Here is a 16374-nt window from a genome sequence, read left to right as displayed (position 1 = left end):
TATGAATGCCCACGCCGCCGCCAAGGCTCCTGCGAATGCCGTCGCGCTGATCACGGCCGCCCTCCCGGCTTTCGAGGCCTTGCTGGCGGAGGCGACGGCCGCTGTCCGCGCCAAGGTGCTCGACGGGGGCCGCGTTTCGTCTGCCAGGCTCGAGGCCGAGCAGCACGCTGCCCACGGCCTCGCCTGGCTCGCGACCTATGTCACGGCGCTGCGTGAGCTCGCCGCCTATGGCGAAAGGCTGGACGCGGAAGGCCGCTATGGCGCGGTTGAGGATTCCGCCCTGCGCATCGGCGCGGGCGAGTATGCCGCGCAGATTTTCGGTGGCATCCCGATGAGCCAAGGCGAGATCGTGCGCCTGCCGGCGCTCGGCTTGCCCGCCGGCGCCGTCGCCGCTGCGCGCACGGAGGCGGTCGAGATGCTGATCGCCGGGGGCAACACGCCCGAGAACCGCGCCCACTTCGTCGCGCTCTTCAGCCAGAGCGACGGCACCGCGAGCGTCGGCGATCCCGGCCTCGACGAGACGCTGGAGGCGATCCGGTCCGAGATGCGCCGCTTCTGCGCCGCCGAGGTGACGCCGCACGCCCATGAGTGGCACCTCAAGAACGACTACATTCCGATGGAGGTCGTCGAGAAGATGGCCGAGCTCGGCGTCTTCGGGCTGACGATCCCCGAGGAATTCGGCGGCATGGGCCTGTCCAAGGTCTCGATGTGCGTCGTCTCGGAGGAATTGTCGCGCGGCTATATCGGCGTCGGCTCGCTCGGCACCCGCTCCGAGATCGCGGCCGAACTGATCCTCTGCGGCGGGACCGACGGTCAAAAGCAGCATTGGCTGCCGAAGATCGCTTCGGGCGAGATTCTCCCGACCGCCGTCTTCACCGAGCCGAACACGGGCTCCGACCTCGCTTCGCTGCGCACCAAGGCTGTGAAGCAGGGCGAGGGGGAGGCGGCTGTCTGGAAGGTCTCCGGCAACAAGACCTGGATCACCCATCCCGTCCGTGCCGACATCATGACCCTGCTGGTCCGCACCGACCCGGCCGAGCCCGGCTATAAGGGCCTGTCCATGCTGATCGCGGAAAAACCGCGCGGCAGCGATGCCGAGCCGTTCCCCGTCGAGGGGCTGACCGGCGGCGAGATCGAGGTGCTCGGCTATCGCGGGATGAAGGAATACGAGCTGGCCTTCGACGGCTTCGCGGTGAAGGCCGAGAACCTGCTCGGCGGCGAGCCGGGGCAGGGCTTCAAGCAGCTGATGCAGACCTTCGAGGCCGCCCGCATCCAGACGGCGGCGCGGGCTGTCGGCGTCGCGCAATCGGCCTTCGATCTCGGCCTGCGCTATGCGCAGGAGCGGACGCAGTTCGGCAAGAAGCTCGTCGCCTTCCCGCGCGTCGCCGACAAGCTCGCCATGATGGCCGCCGAGATCCTGATCGCGCGCCAGCTCACCTATTTCGCCGCCCGCGAGAAGGACGCCGGGCGACGCTGTGATCTCGAGGCCGGGATGGCCAAGCTGCTCGGCGCCCGCGTCGCCTGGGCAGCGGCCGACAACGCGCTGCAGATCCATGGTGGCAACGGCTTCGCACTGGAATATCCGGTCAGCCGCGTGCTCTGCGACGCCCGGATCCTCAACATCTTCGAGGGCGCGGCGGAGATCCAGGCGCAGGTCATCGCCCGGCGGCTGGTGGAGGGGTGAGGCTCAGCCAGTGTTGTCCCTGACAACCGGCTCATCATGCCGCCCTCCCTTCTTGCGGAGTTTGGGGCGGGGCACGCCAGCGCGGCAAGCAGGCGTCGGTTGGTCCGGCCTCAGTCTTTCGGCAGCATCAGCCGCAGCGTGTCGTCCTTGCGGATCACATGGTGCCAGAGTGCCCCGAGCGCATGCAGCCCGGCGAGGCCGATCAGCGCATAGGCTGCCCATTCGTGCCATTCGCGGATCGGGCGCGTGATGTCGCGCGGTTCGGCGGCCTGGAAGGGCGGCAGGGCGAACAGGCCGAAATCGAAGCTCTGCCCTTGCCGGATCGAGTAGACGAGGCCGATCACGGGTACCAGCGCCATCAGCCCATAGAGCGCGGCATGGCCGAGCTTCGCGGCGGTGCCGACCAGCGCTGTGTGCTGGACCCTCTGCGGCGGCCGATGCGTCAACCGCCAGAGCAGCCGCAGCACGACCAGCACGATGAGTCCGATGCCGATGTCCTTGTGCACAGCGACAAGGCCCCCTTCCCAGCTTTTCGGAAAGAGATCGACGGTCAGTCCGAGCGTGAAGGCGACCAGAATCAGCCCCGCCATGCCCCAATGCAGGCAGCGGGCCACCGCATCGTAGCGACGGCCGTGTGAGGAAAGCGTGACGATGTCGGCCATGGCAGCCTCTTAGATTGGAGTAGTTCTAATCTAAGAGGCTCGTCGCGGGGGTCAAAGTTAAATTCCGGTCATGTGGCGTTCTGGCGCGGCCGGGGCAGGACTTCGGCGCGTGATAATTCCGCCACCTTCCTGCGTCGCTCTGGCGATGGCGGCGGTCCGGCTGCTGGTCGATGAGGAGTCGCGATGTCATCCCCCTTCCTTCCCGCCCTGGCGGCCACCACTCTGATCGCCGCCGCTGCGATGCCGGCGCTGCCGGCTTCGGCGCAGGATGCAGAAACGCGGCGGCCGCTGCCGCGGATCACCGTCACCGGCGAAGGCGAGGTCTCGGTCGCGCCGGATATGGCGATCGTCAATCTGAGCGTTATCCGCGAGGCCGACACGGCCAAGGCGGCGCTCGCCGCCAACAGCATGGCGATGAAGCAGGTGCTTGATGCGCTCAAAACGGCCGGCATCGCCGAGCGCGATGTGCAGACGGCGAACTTCACCATTCAGCCACGTTACCAGCAGCCAGCGCGCGACAAGCCGCAGGACCCGAAGATCATCGGCTATTCCGTCAGCAACGAGGTGACGGTCCGCATCCGCAAGCTCGACGAGGCGGGTGGCATCATCGACAAGGTGGTGGGTCTCGGCGTGAACCAGGGTGGAGGCATCAACTTCGTCAAGGAAGACACCAAGGCGGTGATGACGGAGGCGCGCAAGCGGGCGGTCGCGGACGCGATCGAGAAGGCGCGCACGCTGGTCGAGGCAGCCGGCGTGAAGCTCGGCCCTGTCCTGTCGATCGGCGAAGGCGGGGCTGGACCGCGCCCGATGCCTTATGCCGCGGCGCCGATGCGCATGGCGGCCGACAAGGCGGTGCCGCTCGCCAGCGGCGAGAATACCTACCAGACGCAGGTCAACGTGGTGTTCGAGATCGCGCGCTGATCGCTTTCGCGCATCGGCGGTTCAGCCCATGAGCCGCCATTTCGCAAAGCCGCCGCCGCCATCGCCCGCCGGCTCCGCCTTGAGCCCCTCGGGGCGCCTGGCGGCGGCCACCGGGGCGGTCAGGAAGGTGACGTTGACGTCGGGCGGCAGCGGGGCGAAAGCCCAGTTGCCGTCCGCCTTCGGCTCCACGGTCTTCTTTTCGATGATGTAGCGCACGACCACGTCGCGGTTGAGGTCTGGCGCCTCCAGCACGACGGTCGACTTGGTGCCGGGAAAATTGCCGCCGCCGGAGGCGCGGTAATTGTTTGTCACGACGAGGAGGGAGGCTGCGTCATCGATCGGCCTGCCGTCAAAGGCGAGGTCGACAATGCGATGCGCGTCCGGCGCCTTCACCTTGCCGTCGAGGTCGTAGCGCGAGGGCTGGGTAAGGTCGATCCCGTAGGTGACGCCGTCGATGATGTCGAAATTGAACGAGGGGAAGCCCGGATCGATGAGCGGCTGCTCCTCGCGTTTGGCCGGATCGATGCGGTTGAATATCCCGGCCGAACGCTCCAGCCACTCCCGGACCTGCGCGCCCGTGACCTTCACGATCTGCACGGTGTTCGGATACAGATAGATGTCGGCGACGTTCTTCAGCGCCAGCGGCCCGGCCGGGATGTCGGTGAAGTAGGCCGGTCCCGCGCGCCCTCCGACCTTGAAGGGCGCGGCCGCGGAGAGGATCGGCAGGTCCTTCCATTCGGTCTGCGCCATCAGCGGCTTGGCATAGGCGATCTGCGCATCGGCGACGATCTGAACCGAGGCGTCGTCCATCACCAGCGCGAAGAAGGAGTTGATCGGCGAGGCGCTGGCCCCGACCGGCTCGCGCATATAGCTCAAGGTCGCGTCATGGTCGGCCTGAACGGCTGCGAGGATCGCGGCGTCGGCGCTGGCTTTCGGCACCACCTTGCGGTCGGGCGTGCGCTCAAAGATCGGCTTTGGGTCGACATGGAAGTCGGCCACGCGCCAGCGGTCGCCGTTCCGCTCCAGCTCGAGGTCGATGATGCCGAGATTGGAGCCCCAGAACCCCGGCTGGCAGGCCGGCTTTCCGTTGAGCGCGCCACGGACATTGTCGACGCCGGGAATGCCGTCGAAGGCCTTCCCGCCCGGAAAGACGAGGTGCTGGTGGCCGGTCAGGATCACGTCGATGCCGGCGATGCGCGACAGATGCAGCGCCGCGTTCTCATCCATGCCGTGCGGTTCGCCGCCTGCGATGCCGGAATGGCAGAGCGCGATGACGAGGTCCGGCGCCGCATCGAGCAGATCTGGCATATGCTTCTCGGCCGCCGCGACGATGTCGAGCGCGGTCACCTTGCCTTCCAGATGGGCCTTGTCCCACTGCATGATCTGCGGCGGCACGAAGCCGATCACGCCGATCTGCAGGACATGGCGTTCGCCCGCCTCGTCCTCGAAGCTCTGCTCGAACAGCCGCCAGGCATCGACCAGATTGCCGCCGCCGACGCGCTCCACATTGCAGCAGACGATCGGAAACTCGATTTTGCCCAGCGCGTGGTCGAGGAATTCGAGCCCGTAATTGAACTCGTGATTGCCGAGCGTGCCGCAGACATAGGGCAGGGTGTTCATCGCGGCGATCATCGGGTGCGTCTCGCCCGCCTTCAGCCCCTTCTTGTAGGCGATGTAGTCGCCCAGCGCCGAGCCTTGCAGAAAGTCGCCATTGTCGAACAGCAGGCTGTTCTTGGTCTCCGCCTGCGCCGCCTTGACCAGGCTCGCCGTCTTCGCGAGGCCGACCGTGTCTTCCGGCCCGTCGCGGAAATAGTCGTAAGGCACGACATTGACGTGGATGTCGGTCGTCTCCAGCACCCGCAGCTTGAGCCGCGGGGCAGCGGCCTTCGCAGGCTGCGCGAATCCGGCCGGGAGCAGGGCGGCTCCGGCCGCGAGCGCGACCCCGCCCTGCAACGTCTCGCGGCGGCTCATGCGGCGATCCTCTGGCATGCCGGTCACTCCGAGGCTGCGGCCGTGAATGAGGCGAGTGGCCTCGTTGCTTTAGCATTGCGGCGCGCCCGTGACAGTGCCCGGGCGCCTCCCCAGCGCAGAACGGGCCTGCCGAAGCGGCAGCCTGCTCAGCCCTGTCAAATGCCGGCGGTGGGATCGGCAATGCATGAGCGGGGCTTGCGCCGAAGCGGCTCTCCCGTCAGCTTGCCGCCCGATCCGCCCAAGGCGGCGCTGGCGAACAGCGATCGGGAGCGAACATGAATCAGCACTTCATCAATGGCCGCTATGTCGCTGGCCAGACCGGAGAAACCCTCGCCAAGCTCGACCCGGCGACGGGCGAGGAATTCGCCCGTATCGCCTGCGGCAACGCCGCCGATATCGACGCTGCGGTCAGCGCCGCCCGCGCCGCCTTCGACGGCGCCTGGGGGCGGCTGACGGCGGCCGAACGTGGCAGGCTGATCTCGAAGCTCGCCTTCAAGGTCCAGGATCACTTCGACGAGCTGGCAGGGCTGGAGGCCCGCGACACCGGCAAGCCGATAACCCAGGCCCGCGCCGACATCGACGCGACCATCCGCTATTTCGAGTTCTATGGCGGCGCGGCCGACAAGGTCCACGGCCACGTCATCCCCTTCCTTAACGGCTATCACGTCAGCGTCGTCCATGAGCCGCATGGCGTCACCGGCCATATCCTGCCCTGGAACTATCCGGCGCAGATGATCGGCCGCTCGCTCACGGCCTCGCTCGCCATGGGCAATGCCGTGGTGTTGAAGCCTGCCGAGGACGCCTGCGCCACCGCCTTCCGCCTCGCCGAACTGGCGAGCGAGGTCGGCTTCCCCGACGGGGCGATCAACATCGTGGCGGGCAGGGGGCATGAGGCGGGTGCCGCGCTCTCCGCCCATCCCGGCATCGGCTTCATGTCCTTCACCGGCTCGCCCGAGGTCGGCAAGATGGTGCAGCATGCCTGCGCCGAGCATCTCATCCCCTGCACGCTCGAACTCGGCGGCAAGTCGCCTCAGATCGTCTTCGAGGACGCCGATATCGAGGCTTTCGTGCCGATCGCCTGCAAGGCCATCGTTCAGAACACCGGGCAGACCTGCTCGGCCGGCAGCCGCCTGCTGATCCAGCAGTCGATCTATGACGACGTCGTCGCCGAGGTCGCGAAGGCCTTCTCGAAGCTGCAGGCCGGCACACCGCAGATGGACCTCGACTGCGGCCCGGTCATCAACGCCAAGCAGCGCAGCCGCGTGCAGAGCTTTGTGCAGCAGAGCCGCGAGGCCGGCATTCCCGTGCTCGCGGAAGGCAAGATCGCCCAGGGCGTTCCCAATGGCGGCTTCTATGTGCAGCCGACTTTGTTCGGCCCGGTGCCGCGCGGCAACCGGCTGGAGCAGGAGGAGGTCTTCGGCCCGGTGCTCGGAACCTTCCCCTTTCAGGACGAGGAGGATGCGATCAAGCTCGCCAACAGCACCGATTACGGCCTCGTCGCCGCGGTCTGGACGAAGGATGGCGGGCGCCAGCAGCGCGTCGCCAAGCGCGTTCGCGCCGGCCAGGTCTTCATCAACGGCTACGGCGCCGGCGGCGGCATCGAACTGCCCTTCGGCGGCACGGGCAAGAGCGGCCATGGCCGCGAGAAGGGCTTCATCGCGCTGGAGGAATTCGCTGTGACGAAGACCATCGTGCACAAGCACGGGTGATAGGCCTGCCGCTGTCATTCCGGGTCCGCCCTGCGGGCGCCCCGGAATGACAGCTTGCCTCACATCCGCACGATATGCCGGATGGTCCGCCCCTCGTTCAGCGCGTCGAAGCCCTCGTTGATGTCGTCGAGGCTGCCCGAGCTGGTCCAGAGCCTGTCCACCGGCAGCCGGCCGCGCCGGTAGAGATCGATGAAGCGGGGAATGTCGCGGGACGGCACGCAGGAGCCGACATAGGAGCCCTTCAGCGTCCGCTCCTCGGCCACCAGCCGGGTCGGCGACAGCGACAGCGTATGCGTGGGGTTGGCGAGGCCGGCGGTCGTGGTCGTGCCGCCGCGCCGGGTGATCTGATAGGCGAGGTCGAGCGCCTTGACCGAACCGGCCATCTCCAGCGCGTGGTCGACGCCCCCGCCGGTCTCGGAACGAATGGCATCGACGGCATCCGCATCGCCGGCATTGAAGACGTCGGTCGCGCCGAGGTCCCGGGCGAGCTTCAGCTTGTCCTCGGCGAGATCGACCGCAACGACGCGGGAGGCGCCGCAGGCGATCGCGCCGAGCAGGGCCGACAGGCCCACGCCCCCGAGCCCCACCACGGCAACGGTTTCGCCGGCCTTGATTCGTGCGGTATTCACCGCGGCGCCGACCCCGGTCAGGACCGCGCAGCCGAACAGGGCCGCGATCTCATGCGGGATGTCGGCCTCGACCTTCACCAGCGAGCGCCGTGACACCACAGCGTGCTCTGCGAAGGCGGCGACGCCGATATGGTGATGGACTGGTTCCCCGCCGGAGGAAAGCCGTCGCCCGCCGCCGAGCATCTCGCCGCGCCCATTGGCGGCATTGCCTGGCTCGCACAACGCCGGGCGTCCTTCCGCGCAGGGGCCGCAATGGCCGCAGGAGGGCACGAACACCATCACCACGCGGTCGCCGGGCTTCAGGTCGTGGACCCCGTCGCCCGTCTCCACGACCTCGCCGGCTGCTTCATGGCCGAGCACCATGGGCACGGGCCGCAACCTGTTGCCGTCGATCACGGAGAGGTCCGAATGGCAGAGGCCGGCTGCGCGCACCCGCACCAGCACCTCGTCGCGGCCGGGGGGCGCCAGATCCAGTTCCTCGATCCGCAACGGCCGGCTCTGCGCATAAGGGGCAGCGACCGGGCTGGCATGAAGGACGGCGGCGCGAATCTTCATCGGGGCAGGCTCCAGGCAGATGGGCCTATCCCGACAGTTCGCCGTCCGGCTGTCAAAGCCCTCGAAGGTCGAAAAGGTCCGGTCAGCGCGCAGCGAGCCGCTGCGCCTCGGCGTCCAGCTTCTCGAAAGTCGGCAGCGCTTGCGTGGCGAAGGCCTTGATCTCGGCGTCGGATCCGTCGCGCGCATAGGCCGCGACGATCTGCGCGATCTGATGGTGAGACCCGCTCTGCGCCGAGACATAGGCCTTATCGAAATCGGCGCCCTGCCGGTTGGAAAGGTCGGTGAGCAGATCGAGATGGGCGCTATCGGGACGGTCCGGCAAGGCCATGTCGGAACGCTTGGCCACGACGCGCCGCAGGCTGCTCGCCGCCTTGGCGTGCTCGTCGGCAAGGCGATGGGCGTAGTCCTTGATTGGCGCCGAATCCGATTTCTGGAGCGCCAGCGTCGCCGACCCGACGCCGAACATATTGGCGACGGCGACCGTCTTGACGAAATCCTGCGGGGATGGCGGCGATTGGGCCGACGCTCCGGTCAACATCAGGGTAAGGCCCAGGATGGAGCCTGCGAGAGCGCGCGATAAACCGCCCGTTGGGAGAAGAACTCGGGTCATCCCTGGGAAACCCGTTCCGCCGATCCTGGTTCCCTCCCAGCCTGCGGTCGCCTTGTGACATCGCGGCGGCTGGGCTAGCAGGGCGCGAAGAGGCCGTGGTTGCAGAGTGACGGCACGGACAGGGAAGGGACCGCGATGCCGACCACCGCCGAGACGATTCGCGACGCGCTCGTCACCGCCCGCCGCGAGCGGACGCTGCTTGAGATTGCCGAGCTGCCGGTGCCGGCGTCCCTCTCCGATGGCCTCGCCATCCAGCGCGATGTCAGCCGTCGCATGGGCTTCGCCGATCTCGGCTGGAAGGTCGCGATCGCCGAGGACGGAACCGCCATCGGCGGCCTGATGCCCGGCCCCTGGCTTGCGGCCGGCGAGACCTATGAGGGTGCCACAGGTGCCGAGCTGCGTGTCGAGATCGAGATCGCGCTTCGCCTGGTCCGCGACGTGCCGCTGCGGCCGCAGCAGCCCTATTCCCGAGCCGAACTGCTCGACCATTGCGACAAGGCTTATCTGGGCATCGAGATTGTCGAGAGCCGGCTCGCCAATTGGTCCGGTAATGTCGCGATGCCGCTCTGGCTGACGGATGCGATGGGACATGGCGGCTATTTCGTCGGGCAGGAGCTGCCGAAGACCGTGCTCGACGACCTCTCCGGCCTTGACTGCTTCATCTCCCTCAACGGCGTGACGATCTATGATCGGCCGGCCGTCCACGGCAATGGCGACCCGATGGCGCCGTTCCTGGCTTGGGCCAACCGCAAGGAAGAGGGGCTCGGCCCGCTGAAGGCTGGCCAGCTCGTCACCACCGGCAGCCTCTGCGGCGGCGTGCTCTCGCCGGGCAAGGGCGAGGTCGTCACCAGGCTGGCACCGCTCGCGGATTTGTCCTTCACACTCCGTTAGCCCTGTCGGTACAGTTCTAAGGAACGCGCGTTCGATCTGCGGCGTTGCGTCTGCTCCCCACCCCTTTATGGTGGTCGGCAGGGATAAGCGTTTTATGGTGGCGGGGGGTGTTGGAGGCTGGATGCGGTTCTGGCGGAGGGCGAGCCGGACCGTCGCGCTGAGCGGCGGCTATGCGTTCGTCACGCTTATGTGCCTGCAGGCCGATCCGGCCAGGGCCTTCGATCTGTCGTCGCTGGATGTCTTCGGCCTGTTCACCAAGAAGGATGAGCCGCCGGCGCCCAGCGCCTCGACGCTGCCCTACAAGCTCGATTTCGAGCTCGGCGACGCCGACGACGCCAAGGCGCTGACGCGCAGCCTGCAGGATGCCTCGCTGCTCTACCGTCTGCGCCAGGACGCGCCGCCGGATGGAGAGACGCTGGCGCGCCGCATGGCGACCGATCTCAACCCTCTGGTCGATGCGCTCTGGTCGCAGGGCTATTTCAACGCCGATGTCGCGCTGGTGGTGGATGGCGTCTCGCTCAAGGTCGGGGCCGAGCCGAATGCGACCCTGATCCGGCAGCTCGAGACGCATCGCAATCGCGACGCCGTGCCGATTGTCGTCGCGGTGCGCCCCGGCAAGGTTTTCGGCTTCCGCAACATCGCAGTCGTCGAGCACGAGGAACCCGGCCCGAAGGTCGTGACGGACCCCGAGAAGGTCTCCCGGCTCAAGCCGGGCGAGCCCGCGACCTCCGCCTCGCTTCGCGCGGCCCAGGCGGCGCTGGTCGACTATATGCGGGCTCAATCGAGGCCGCTCGCCAAGGTCGTCGCGCTGCGCCCGGTCGTCGACCATGCGGCCGGCATCATGGACGTGACCTATGAGATCGATCCCGGCCCGCGCGCCGGCTTCGGCGAGGTGACCGTCGGCAAGACCGATGAGATCCCGCCTCAGGTGGTCCGCTCCTTCATCTATCTTGAGCCGGGCGATCCCTATTCGCCGAAGGCGCTGACCGATACGCGCAAATCGATCGCGACGATTCCCGCCGTCGGCTCGGTCCGCATCCGCGAGAGCGAAACGTTGGACGGGGCCGGCAACCTGCCGATCTTCGTCGAGGTGACCGAGCGTCCCAAGCGGCTTTTCGGCTTTTCCGCGCGCTACTCGACCATCGACGGCCCGGCGGTGAAGACCTACTGGGAGCACCGCAACCTGTTTGGCGGCGCCGAGCGCCTGCGGCTGGAAGGCAGCGTCTTCCTCGCACCGCGCATCGACGGCACCAAGATCAAGGAAATCGGCGACTTCAAGGAATCGGACATCGGCGGCCGGTTCGGCTTCTCCTTCCTGAAGCCGGCGCTGGGCGGCAGCCGCTATGACTGGCTGCTCGACGGCGTCGCGACGCGCGAGCGTGTCGGCACCACCCGCTATGGCGGCTATACCGCCCGCTACGGCAACATCACCACGGCGATCCAGCGCCGCTTCAGCGACACCTTCTCCGTTCAGGCCGGTATCGAATACGAGCGCGGCCAGACCAGCGACGTGCTCGGCCAGGTGGACTACACCCTCGTCGGCATCCCGCTCTCGGTGAAATACGATTCGACCGACAGCCTGCTCGATCCGACGCGCGGCTTCCGTGCCACGGCCTCGGTCACGCCCTATCCGACCTTCCTGGGCTCCAGCGTCGGCCTGTTTCAGGGCAAGGCGTCGCTCTCGGCCTATTACGCCCTCGACGAGGACGCCCGCTACATCCTGGCTGGCCGTGTCGGCTTTGGTTCGATTTCCGGCGCGAGCCTCGACGACATTCCGTCAACCCGCCGCTTCTATGCCGGCGGCGGCGGCTCGGTGCGCGGCTACGCGTACCGCACGCTCTCGCCGCTCGGCCCCTTCGGCCAGCTGACCGGCGGGCGCAGCCTGCTCGAATTCTCGGCCGAAGCCCGCATCAAGATCACCGACACGATCGGCATCGTGCCCTTCTTCGATGCCGGCACCGCCTATGCGGCGGCTTTGCCTGACGGCAAGCAGAAGCTGCAGATGGCGGCGGGCCTGGGCTTCCGCTACTACACCTCGATCGGCCCCATCCGCGTGGATCTCGCCGCGCCGCTCAATCCGCGCAAGGGCGACAAGCCCGTCGCGCTCTATGTCAGCATCGGGCAGGCCTTCTGATGACGCGCCGCCTGCTCACCCTTCCCCGCTTCGTTCTTTTCGCGCTGCTGCTGACAGCGGGCTTCTTCGCCTCGGCCCATTTCGGCGGCCTTGCCCAGAATGCGCAGACCGACCGCGGCGTCGTCGCGGACCTGATCTCGAAGGCGCTCTCCAGCGACAGCAGCCAGGTCTCGATCGGCGAGGTCAACGGCGCGCTCTCCTCGGACGTCGAGATTCGCGACATCGTCCTCTCCGATCGCGACGGCCCTTGGCTGCGGCTCGACCGCGTCCGCCTCGTCTGGACCCGCAGCGCATTGTTGCTGCGGCGGCTGGATGTAGACCGGCTGGAGATCGGCAGACTCGACATCCTCCGCAAGCCGGTGCGCCAGCCCGCCACGACGCCCACGGCCGACGAGCCGATTCTGCCGGAGCTGCCGCTGCGCGTCATCGTGCGGGCCTTCCAGCTCAACGAACTGGCGCTCGGCGAGGCCGTGCTCGGCACGGCGGCCCGCCTTGCTGCCAATGGCGCGGCCCGGCTGGGCCCGCCGACCGAAGGCCTCGATCTGCGTTTCGAGGCGCGCCGTCTCGACCAGGGCGGCAGCTTCAACGTCAATCTCTCCTTCGTGCCGGAGAACAGCCGGCTGCAGCTCGCCGCCAAGCTGGACGAGCCGGCCGGAGGCCTGATCTCCAAGGTCGCAGGGCTGCCCGGAGAACCGCCGGTCAAGCTCGACCTGACCGGAGACGGGCCGCTCGACTCGTTCCGTTCCACGCTGACCTTCACCGCTGGCCCGACGATCGGCGCCGACGGAACCGCGACCGTCGCTCGCACCGGCGGCGAGCGGGAGCTCACTCTGGCTCTCGACGCACGGATCGAGGGGCTGATGCCGGCGCCCGTCGCGCCGGTCTTCGCCGGCTCGACCCGGCTGGACGGAGCCGTCGCCTTCGCGGATGCCGGCGGCATCGACATCCGCAACCTCGCTCTGGTCTCGGCTCTGGCGCGGCTCGACGTCGGAGGCCGCTACGGCGCTGACAAGATGCTGGACATGCGTGTCGTCGCGGCCTCCCGCCCCAATGTCGAAGGCAAGACCGTCGCTTCCGGCACCGAGATCGGCAAGCTCGCCTTCGATGCGACGATCAAGGGGCCGGTGGACGGTCCGACTGTCGTCGCAAAGCTGGACATGCAGGATGCCAGCCTCCCGGCGGGTCGCTTCGGCAACGTCGGCCTGACCTTTGACGCCACGCCGAGCGGCACCATCGGCCAGGCCGGAACGCGGATCGCGTTGACCTCGGACGGCGAGGCTTCCGGCATCGCGCTCGCCGATGCGGCTCTGGCGAAGGCCGTCGGCGACAAGGTGACGTTCACCCTGCGCGGCACCGGCAATGACGACGGCACGGCTGATTTCGAGACCCTGCGACTTGCCATGTCGGGCGTGGCCCTGGATTACCGCGGCAAGCTCGGCCGGTCGCGCATTCTCGGCCAGCTCAAGGCTGTTCTGCCGGATCTGGCGCGCCTCAGCGGCCTGGCCCAGCGCCCGCTCGGGGGCCGCGCGGAACTTACGGCCGATCTCGACGCCGTGCCCCGCACCAACGCCTACAGCGCCACGCTGAACGGCAAGGGCGACCGTCTCTCGACCGGGCAGGACAGCCTCGACCGGTTGCTTGCCGGCGATCTCAGCCTTGCGGGCAAGATCGGCCTGGTCGGAGGCGATTACGCCGTGAGCGGACTGCGCCTCGGCGGCCGGCATGCGACCTTCACCGCGGACGGCCCGCTCGGCCAGAACGCCTCCAATCTGAAGCTCGCGCTCGACCTGCCCGATCTGAAGCGTGCCGATGCGCGGCTGTCGGGCCGGGGAAACATCGACGCCACGATCACCGGCCCCCTCGCCAGGCTGGACGCAACGGCACGCATCGCCGTCGCGAACGCCACCGCCCTGGGCCGGCCGATCCCGCGCCTGACCATCGATGCGATCGCCAAGGATCTTCAGGGCGCCCTCGATTCGCGTCTGAGCCTGACCGGCGAGGTCGACCGGAAGGCCGCGACAGGCACCGTCGCGCTCTCCCGGCAGCCCGACGATGGCTGGAACCTCTCGCAGCTCGACCTGTCCATCGGCACGGTGCGTCTGAACGGCGCCCTGACGCTTGACCCCGCGAACCGCGCCGCCGGCAACCTCACGCTCGCCGCCCGCGACCTCGACGACCTCTCGGCGCTCGCACTGACCAGGCTCGGCGGCCAGCTCGACGCGACCGTGGCGCTCTCGACGCCGGAGGGCCGCCAGAACATCGATCTGACCGCACGTGGCAGCAGGCTCGCCGGCCCCTCCATCGCGATCGACCGGCTCGACGCGACCGCCGCCGCCCGCGACGTCTATGGTCGCCCGATGCTGGACGCGAATGTCGCGATCGACCGGGCGGTTGCCGCTGGCGAAACCTTTAGCGCCATCCGCTTCGAATCGAGGGGCGCTGCCGACGCCAGTGCCTTCACCCTTTCGGCCAATGCGCGGGGCTTCGCGCTCAAGAGCAATGGGCGCCTGATTCCCGGCGAGCCGCTGAAGCTCGAGATCGCCGGCTTCGATGCCCGCCGCGACGCGCGGGCGATCACGCTCGCCAATCCGGCCACGCTGAGCTTCCCGTCTTCCGGCCTGGAGATCTCTGGCCTCGCGCTGCGCATCGATCGCGGCCAGGTCTCGCTCGAAGGCAAGGCGGGCGAGGCGCTCGATCTGCGCTTTGCCGCCCGCGACGTCCCGCTCTCCGCCGCGCGTATCTTCGCGCCCAGCCTCGATCTCGCCGGCACGTTGAACGCACAGGCGGCCGTGCAGGGCAGGCCGGGCGCCCTGACAGGTCCGTGGAGCCTCAAGGTCGCCGATCTGGTGACGCCCGAAACCCGCCAGGCCGGCTTGCCGCCGGTCCAGATCGCGGCGGAGGGCGCCTTCAGGGGCGACGCTGCGAGCGTCCAGGCCACCGTGAACGCCGGCCGCGGCGCCAACCTCACCCTCCGCGGCACCGCTCCGCTCTCTGCCGCGGGGGCGCTCGACCTCGTCGCGCAGGGGCGGGTCGATGCTGCGCTCGCCAATCCGCTCCTCAGCGTCAACGGGCAGCGTGTCACCGGATCCGTGGCGATCGACATGAGCGCGGCCGGCACGGCATCGTCGCCCCGGTTGACGGGCGCCGCCACGCTCTCCGGGGGCAGTTTCACCGACGCGCTGCAGGGCGTGAAGCTCAGCGCCATTGCCGCACGCGTGGTCGCGAACGGTGACAACCTCACGATCGAGAGCGCCTCGGCCGCAACGCCGAACGGCGGCAGCATCTCGGCCAGCGGCCGTGTCGCGGTCGATCCTGCCGCGGGATTTCCCGGAGATATCCGCATTCGCGGCACCCGTGCCCAGATCGTGGATAGCGGGCTCGTCTCGGCCGTCGCCGGCCTTGATCTCCAGATCAGCGGCCCGCTGGCCCAACGCCCTCGCGTCAGCGGGCGCATCGACGTCGCTTCGCTGGAGGTGACGGTTCCCGACAGGCTGCCCTCAACCTTGCGCCCGGTGGACGGCATCAAGCACGTCCATGCGCGCGGAACGGCTGCCGCCCGCCTCGCCGCAACCCGCAAGGCGGCGCAGGCGCGCGGCAAACGCGGTCGCGCCGCGCCGGCCTTCGACGCCGCTCTGGCGCTGACCGTTTCCGCGCCGGCTCGCGTCTTCGTGCGCGGTCGCGGTATCGATGCCGAGCTAGGCGGCGAACTGCGCGTCGGCGGCACGCTCGCGGCACCGGCTCTCGACGGCGGTTTCGAGCTGAGGCGTGGACGACTCAACGTCCTGACCCAGCGGCTCGATTTCAGCCGCGGGCGCATCACCTTCGCCGGAGGCGTGATCCCGCAGCTCGATTTCGTGGCCGAATCCCGTGCGGCCGATGTGACGGCGAAGATCCTCGTCACCGGTCCGGCCGACCAGCCGAGCTTCGCCTTCACCTCCGAGCCGCAACTGCCGCAGGACGAGGTGCTGTCGCGCCTGCTTTTCGCCCGCGCCTCCGGCTCGCTCTCTCCCTTCCAGGCCGTCCAGCTGGCGCAGGCGGCGGCGCAGTTCGCCGGTGGTGGCGGCGACGACACCTTTGAACGCCTGCGCAAATCGCTGGGGGTCGACAATCTCGACATCCAGATGGGGGAGGGCGGCCCGACCGTCGGGGCCTCGCGCTACATCAGCGACAACATCACTGTTGGCGTGAAGGTCGGCGCCCGGCCCGAGGACAGCGGCGTCTCGGTCGGGATCGACGTGACCAAGCGCCTCAAGCTGCAGGCCGAGACCGGCGCGGATGGCAGCGCCGCAGTCGGCATCGGCGCCGAGTGGGAATACTAGAATCGGCCGTCGCCGGTTCGGGCACTCGGGGTGCCCTCAGACGCCCCCTGGCAGAATCGGGGGCAAATCCATTCAGCCGGCAGGCGGGTTTCGCCCGGATTTTCGCAGCTGCCGCGGGTGATTCCGCGAAAAGTCGCCCTGTCATGGGCCGCGAGGGGCGCGAGTTCGTTAACGAGGCGTAAATTTCGGCCCTCAAAGCGTGTCTCGCCTGCAACACCGATTTCCAAACCATCCCAGCGGGGCCCCACGGAGGCCGTTCTTGGTTGATCGGCCGGGCGGCTTTCGTATG

10 protein-coding genes are annotated in these 16374 nt (G+C 68.4%); 6 read left to right on the top strand and 4 right to left on the bottom strand.

The annotated features are described in order from the left end of the window. The first annotated feature begins 1 nt into the window (after window position 1). Window positions 2-1684 carry an acyl-CoA dehydrogenase family protein gene (locus BW981_RS01420; protein ID WP_076435574.1) on the top strand — a complete coding sequence of 561 codons (1683 nt, stop codon included), beginning with the start codon at window positions 2-4 and terminating at the stop codon, window positions 1682-1684. 110 nt (window positions 1685-1794) lie between these two features. On the opposite strand, the gene BW981_RS01415 is transcribed toward BW981_RS01420, so the two are convergent. Then, window positions 1795-2346: a cytochrome b gene (locus tag BW981_RS01415; protein WP_076435572.1), complete on the bottom strand. Its 552-nt coding sequence runs from the start codon at window positions 2344-2346 to the stop codon at window positions 1795-1797. Between the two features lie 183 nt (window positions 2347-2529). On the opposite strand from BW981_RS01415, the gene BW981_RS01410 reads away from it, so the two are divergent. Next, complete coding sequence (locus BW981_RS01410) at window positions 2530-3267, top strand: SIMPL domain-containing protein (RefSeq protein ID WP_076435570.1); 738 nt, start codon at window positions 2530-2532, stop codon at window positions 3265-3267. Between the two features lie 21 nt (window positions 3268-3288). On the opposite strand, the gene BW981_RS01405 is transcribed toward BW981_RS01410, so the two are convergent. Then, a complete protein-coding gene (locus BW981_RS01405) occupies window positions 3289-5238 on the bottom strand; it encodes a bifunctional 2',3'-cyclic-nucleotide 2'-phosphodiesterase/3'-nucleotidase (protein ID WP_244560179.1) in 1950 nt (649 codons plus the stop codon). 275 nt (window positions 5239-5513) lie between these two features. Between BW981_RS01405 and BW981_RS01400 the strand changes: the two genes are divergently transcribed. Next, window positions 5514-6947 carry an aldehyde dehydrogenase family protein gene (locus BW981_RS01400; RefSeq protein ID WP_076435567.1) on the top strand — a complete coding sequence of 478 codons (1434 nt, stop codon included), beginning with the start codon at window positions 5514-5516 and terminating at the stop codon, window positions 6945-6947. 59 nt (window positions 6948-7006) lie between these two features. On the opposite strand, the gene BW981_RS01395 is transcribed toward BW981_RS01400, so the two are convergent. Both BW981_RS01395 and BW981_RS22900 read right to left on the bottom strand, forming a co-directional pair. Continuing rightward, window positions 7007-8131, bottom strand: coding sequence for a zinc-dependent alcohol dehydrogenase family protein (locus BW981_RS01395; RefSeq protein WP_076435565.1), 1125 nt, complete (start codon window positions 8129-8131; stop codon window positions 7007-7009). A gap of 82 nt (window positions 8132-8213) precedes the next feature. Continuing rightward, window positions 8214-8669: a DUF4142 domain-containing protein gene (locus BW981_RS22900; RefSeq protein WP_076435563.1), complete on the bottom strand. Its 456-nt coding sequence runs from the start codon at window positions 8667-8669 to the stop codon at window positions 8214-8216. 207 nt (window positions 8670-8876) lie between these two features. Here BW981_RS22900 and BW981_RS22895 point away from each other — a divergent pair, with 207 nt between their 5' ends. The 3 genes from BW981_RS22895 (at window position 8877) to BW981_RS01375 (ending at window position 16085) form a co-directional block, all read left to right on the top strand. Beyond that, on the top strand, window positions 8877-9632 hold the full coding sequence (locus tag BW981_RS22895) for a hypothetical protein (protein WP_076435561.1): 756 nt from the start codon (window positions 8877-8879) through the stop codon (window positions 9630-9632). A 121-nt stretch (window positions 9633-9753) separates the two neighbouring features. Further along, window positions 9754-11766, top strand: a complete 2013-nt coding sequence (locus BW981_RS01380) for an autotransporter assembly complex protein TamA (protein ID WP_076435559.1) — start codon at window positions 9754-9756, stop codon at window positions 11764-11766. Continuing rightward, entirely contained in the window at window positions 11766-16085 is a 4320-nt protein-coding gene (locus BW981_RS01375) for a translocation/assembly module TamB domain-containing protein (RefSeq protein WP_083712088.1), read from the top strand. Before BW981_RS01380 ends, BW981_RS01375 begins: the two co-directional genes overlap by 1 nt. The last annotated feature ends 289 nt before the right edge of the window (window positions 16086-16374 follow it).

The sequence above is a fragment of the Allobosea sp. TND4EK4 genome, assembly GCF_900156025.1.
Taxonomy (GTDB): domain Bacteria; phylum Pseudomonadota; class Alphaproteobacteria; order Rhizobiales; family Beijerinckiaceae; genus Allobosea.
The sequence above is the reverse complement of the archived record's forward strand: the minus strand, read 5'-3'. Positions and strand labels throughout refer to the sequence as shown.

Excerpts from the sequence above, each read along its gene's own strand:
- BW981_RS22895 (WP_076435561.1), top strand. The coding sequence starts at position 8,877 with ATGCCGACCACCGCCGAGACGATTCGCGACGCGCTCGTCACCGCCCGC.
- BW981_RS01380 (WP_076435559.1), top strand. The coding sequence starts at position 9,754 with ATGCGGTTCTGGCGGAGGGCGAGCCGGACCGTCGCGCTGAGCGGCGGC.
- BW981_RS01415 (WP_076435572.1), bottom strand. The coding sequence starts at position 2,346 with ATGGCCGACATCGTCACGCTTTCCTCACACGGCCGTCGCTACGATGCG.
- BW981_RS01395 (WP_076435565.1), bottom strand. The coding sequence starts at position 8,131 with ATGAAGATTCGCGCCGCCGTCCTTCATGCCAGCCCGGTCGCTGCCCCT.
- BW981_RS01420 (WP_076435574.1), top strand. The coding sequence starts at position 2 with ATGAATGCCCACGCCGCCGCCAAGGCTCCTGCGAATGCCGTCGCGCTG.
- BW981_RS22900 (WP_076435563.1), bottom strand. The coding sequence starts at position 8,669 with ATGTTGACCGGAGCGTCGGCCCAATCGCCGCCATCCCCGCAGGATTTC.
- BW981_RS01375 (WP_083712088.1), top strand. The coding sequence starts at position 11,766 with ATGACGCGCCGCCTGCTCACCCTTCCCCGCTTCGTTCTTTTCGCGCTG.
- BW981_RS01400 (WP_076435567.1), top strand. The coding sequence starts at position 5,514 with ATGAATCAGCACTTCATCAATGGCCGCTATGTCGCTGGCCAGACCGGA.
- BW981_RS01405 (WP_244560179.1), bottom strand. The coding sequence starts at position 5,238 with ATGAGCCGCCGCGAGACGTTGCAGGGCGGGGTCGCGCTCGCGGCCGGA.
- BW981_RS01410 (WP_076435570.1), top strand. The coding sequence starts at position 2,530 with ATGTCATCCCCCTTCCTTCCCGCCCTGGCGGCCACCACTCTGATCGCC.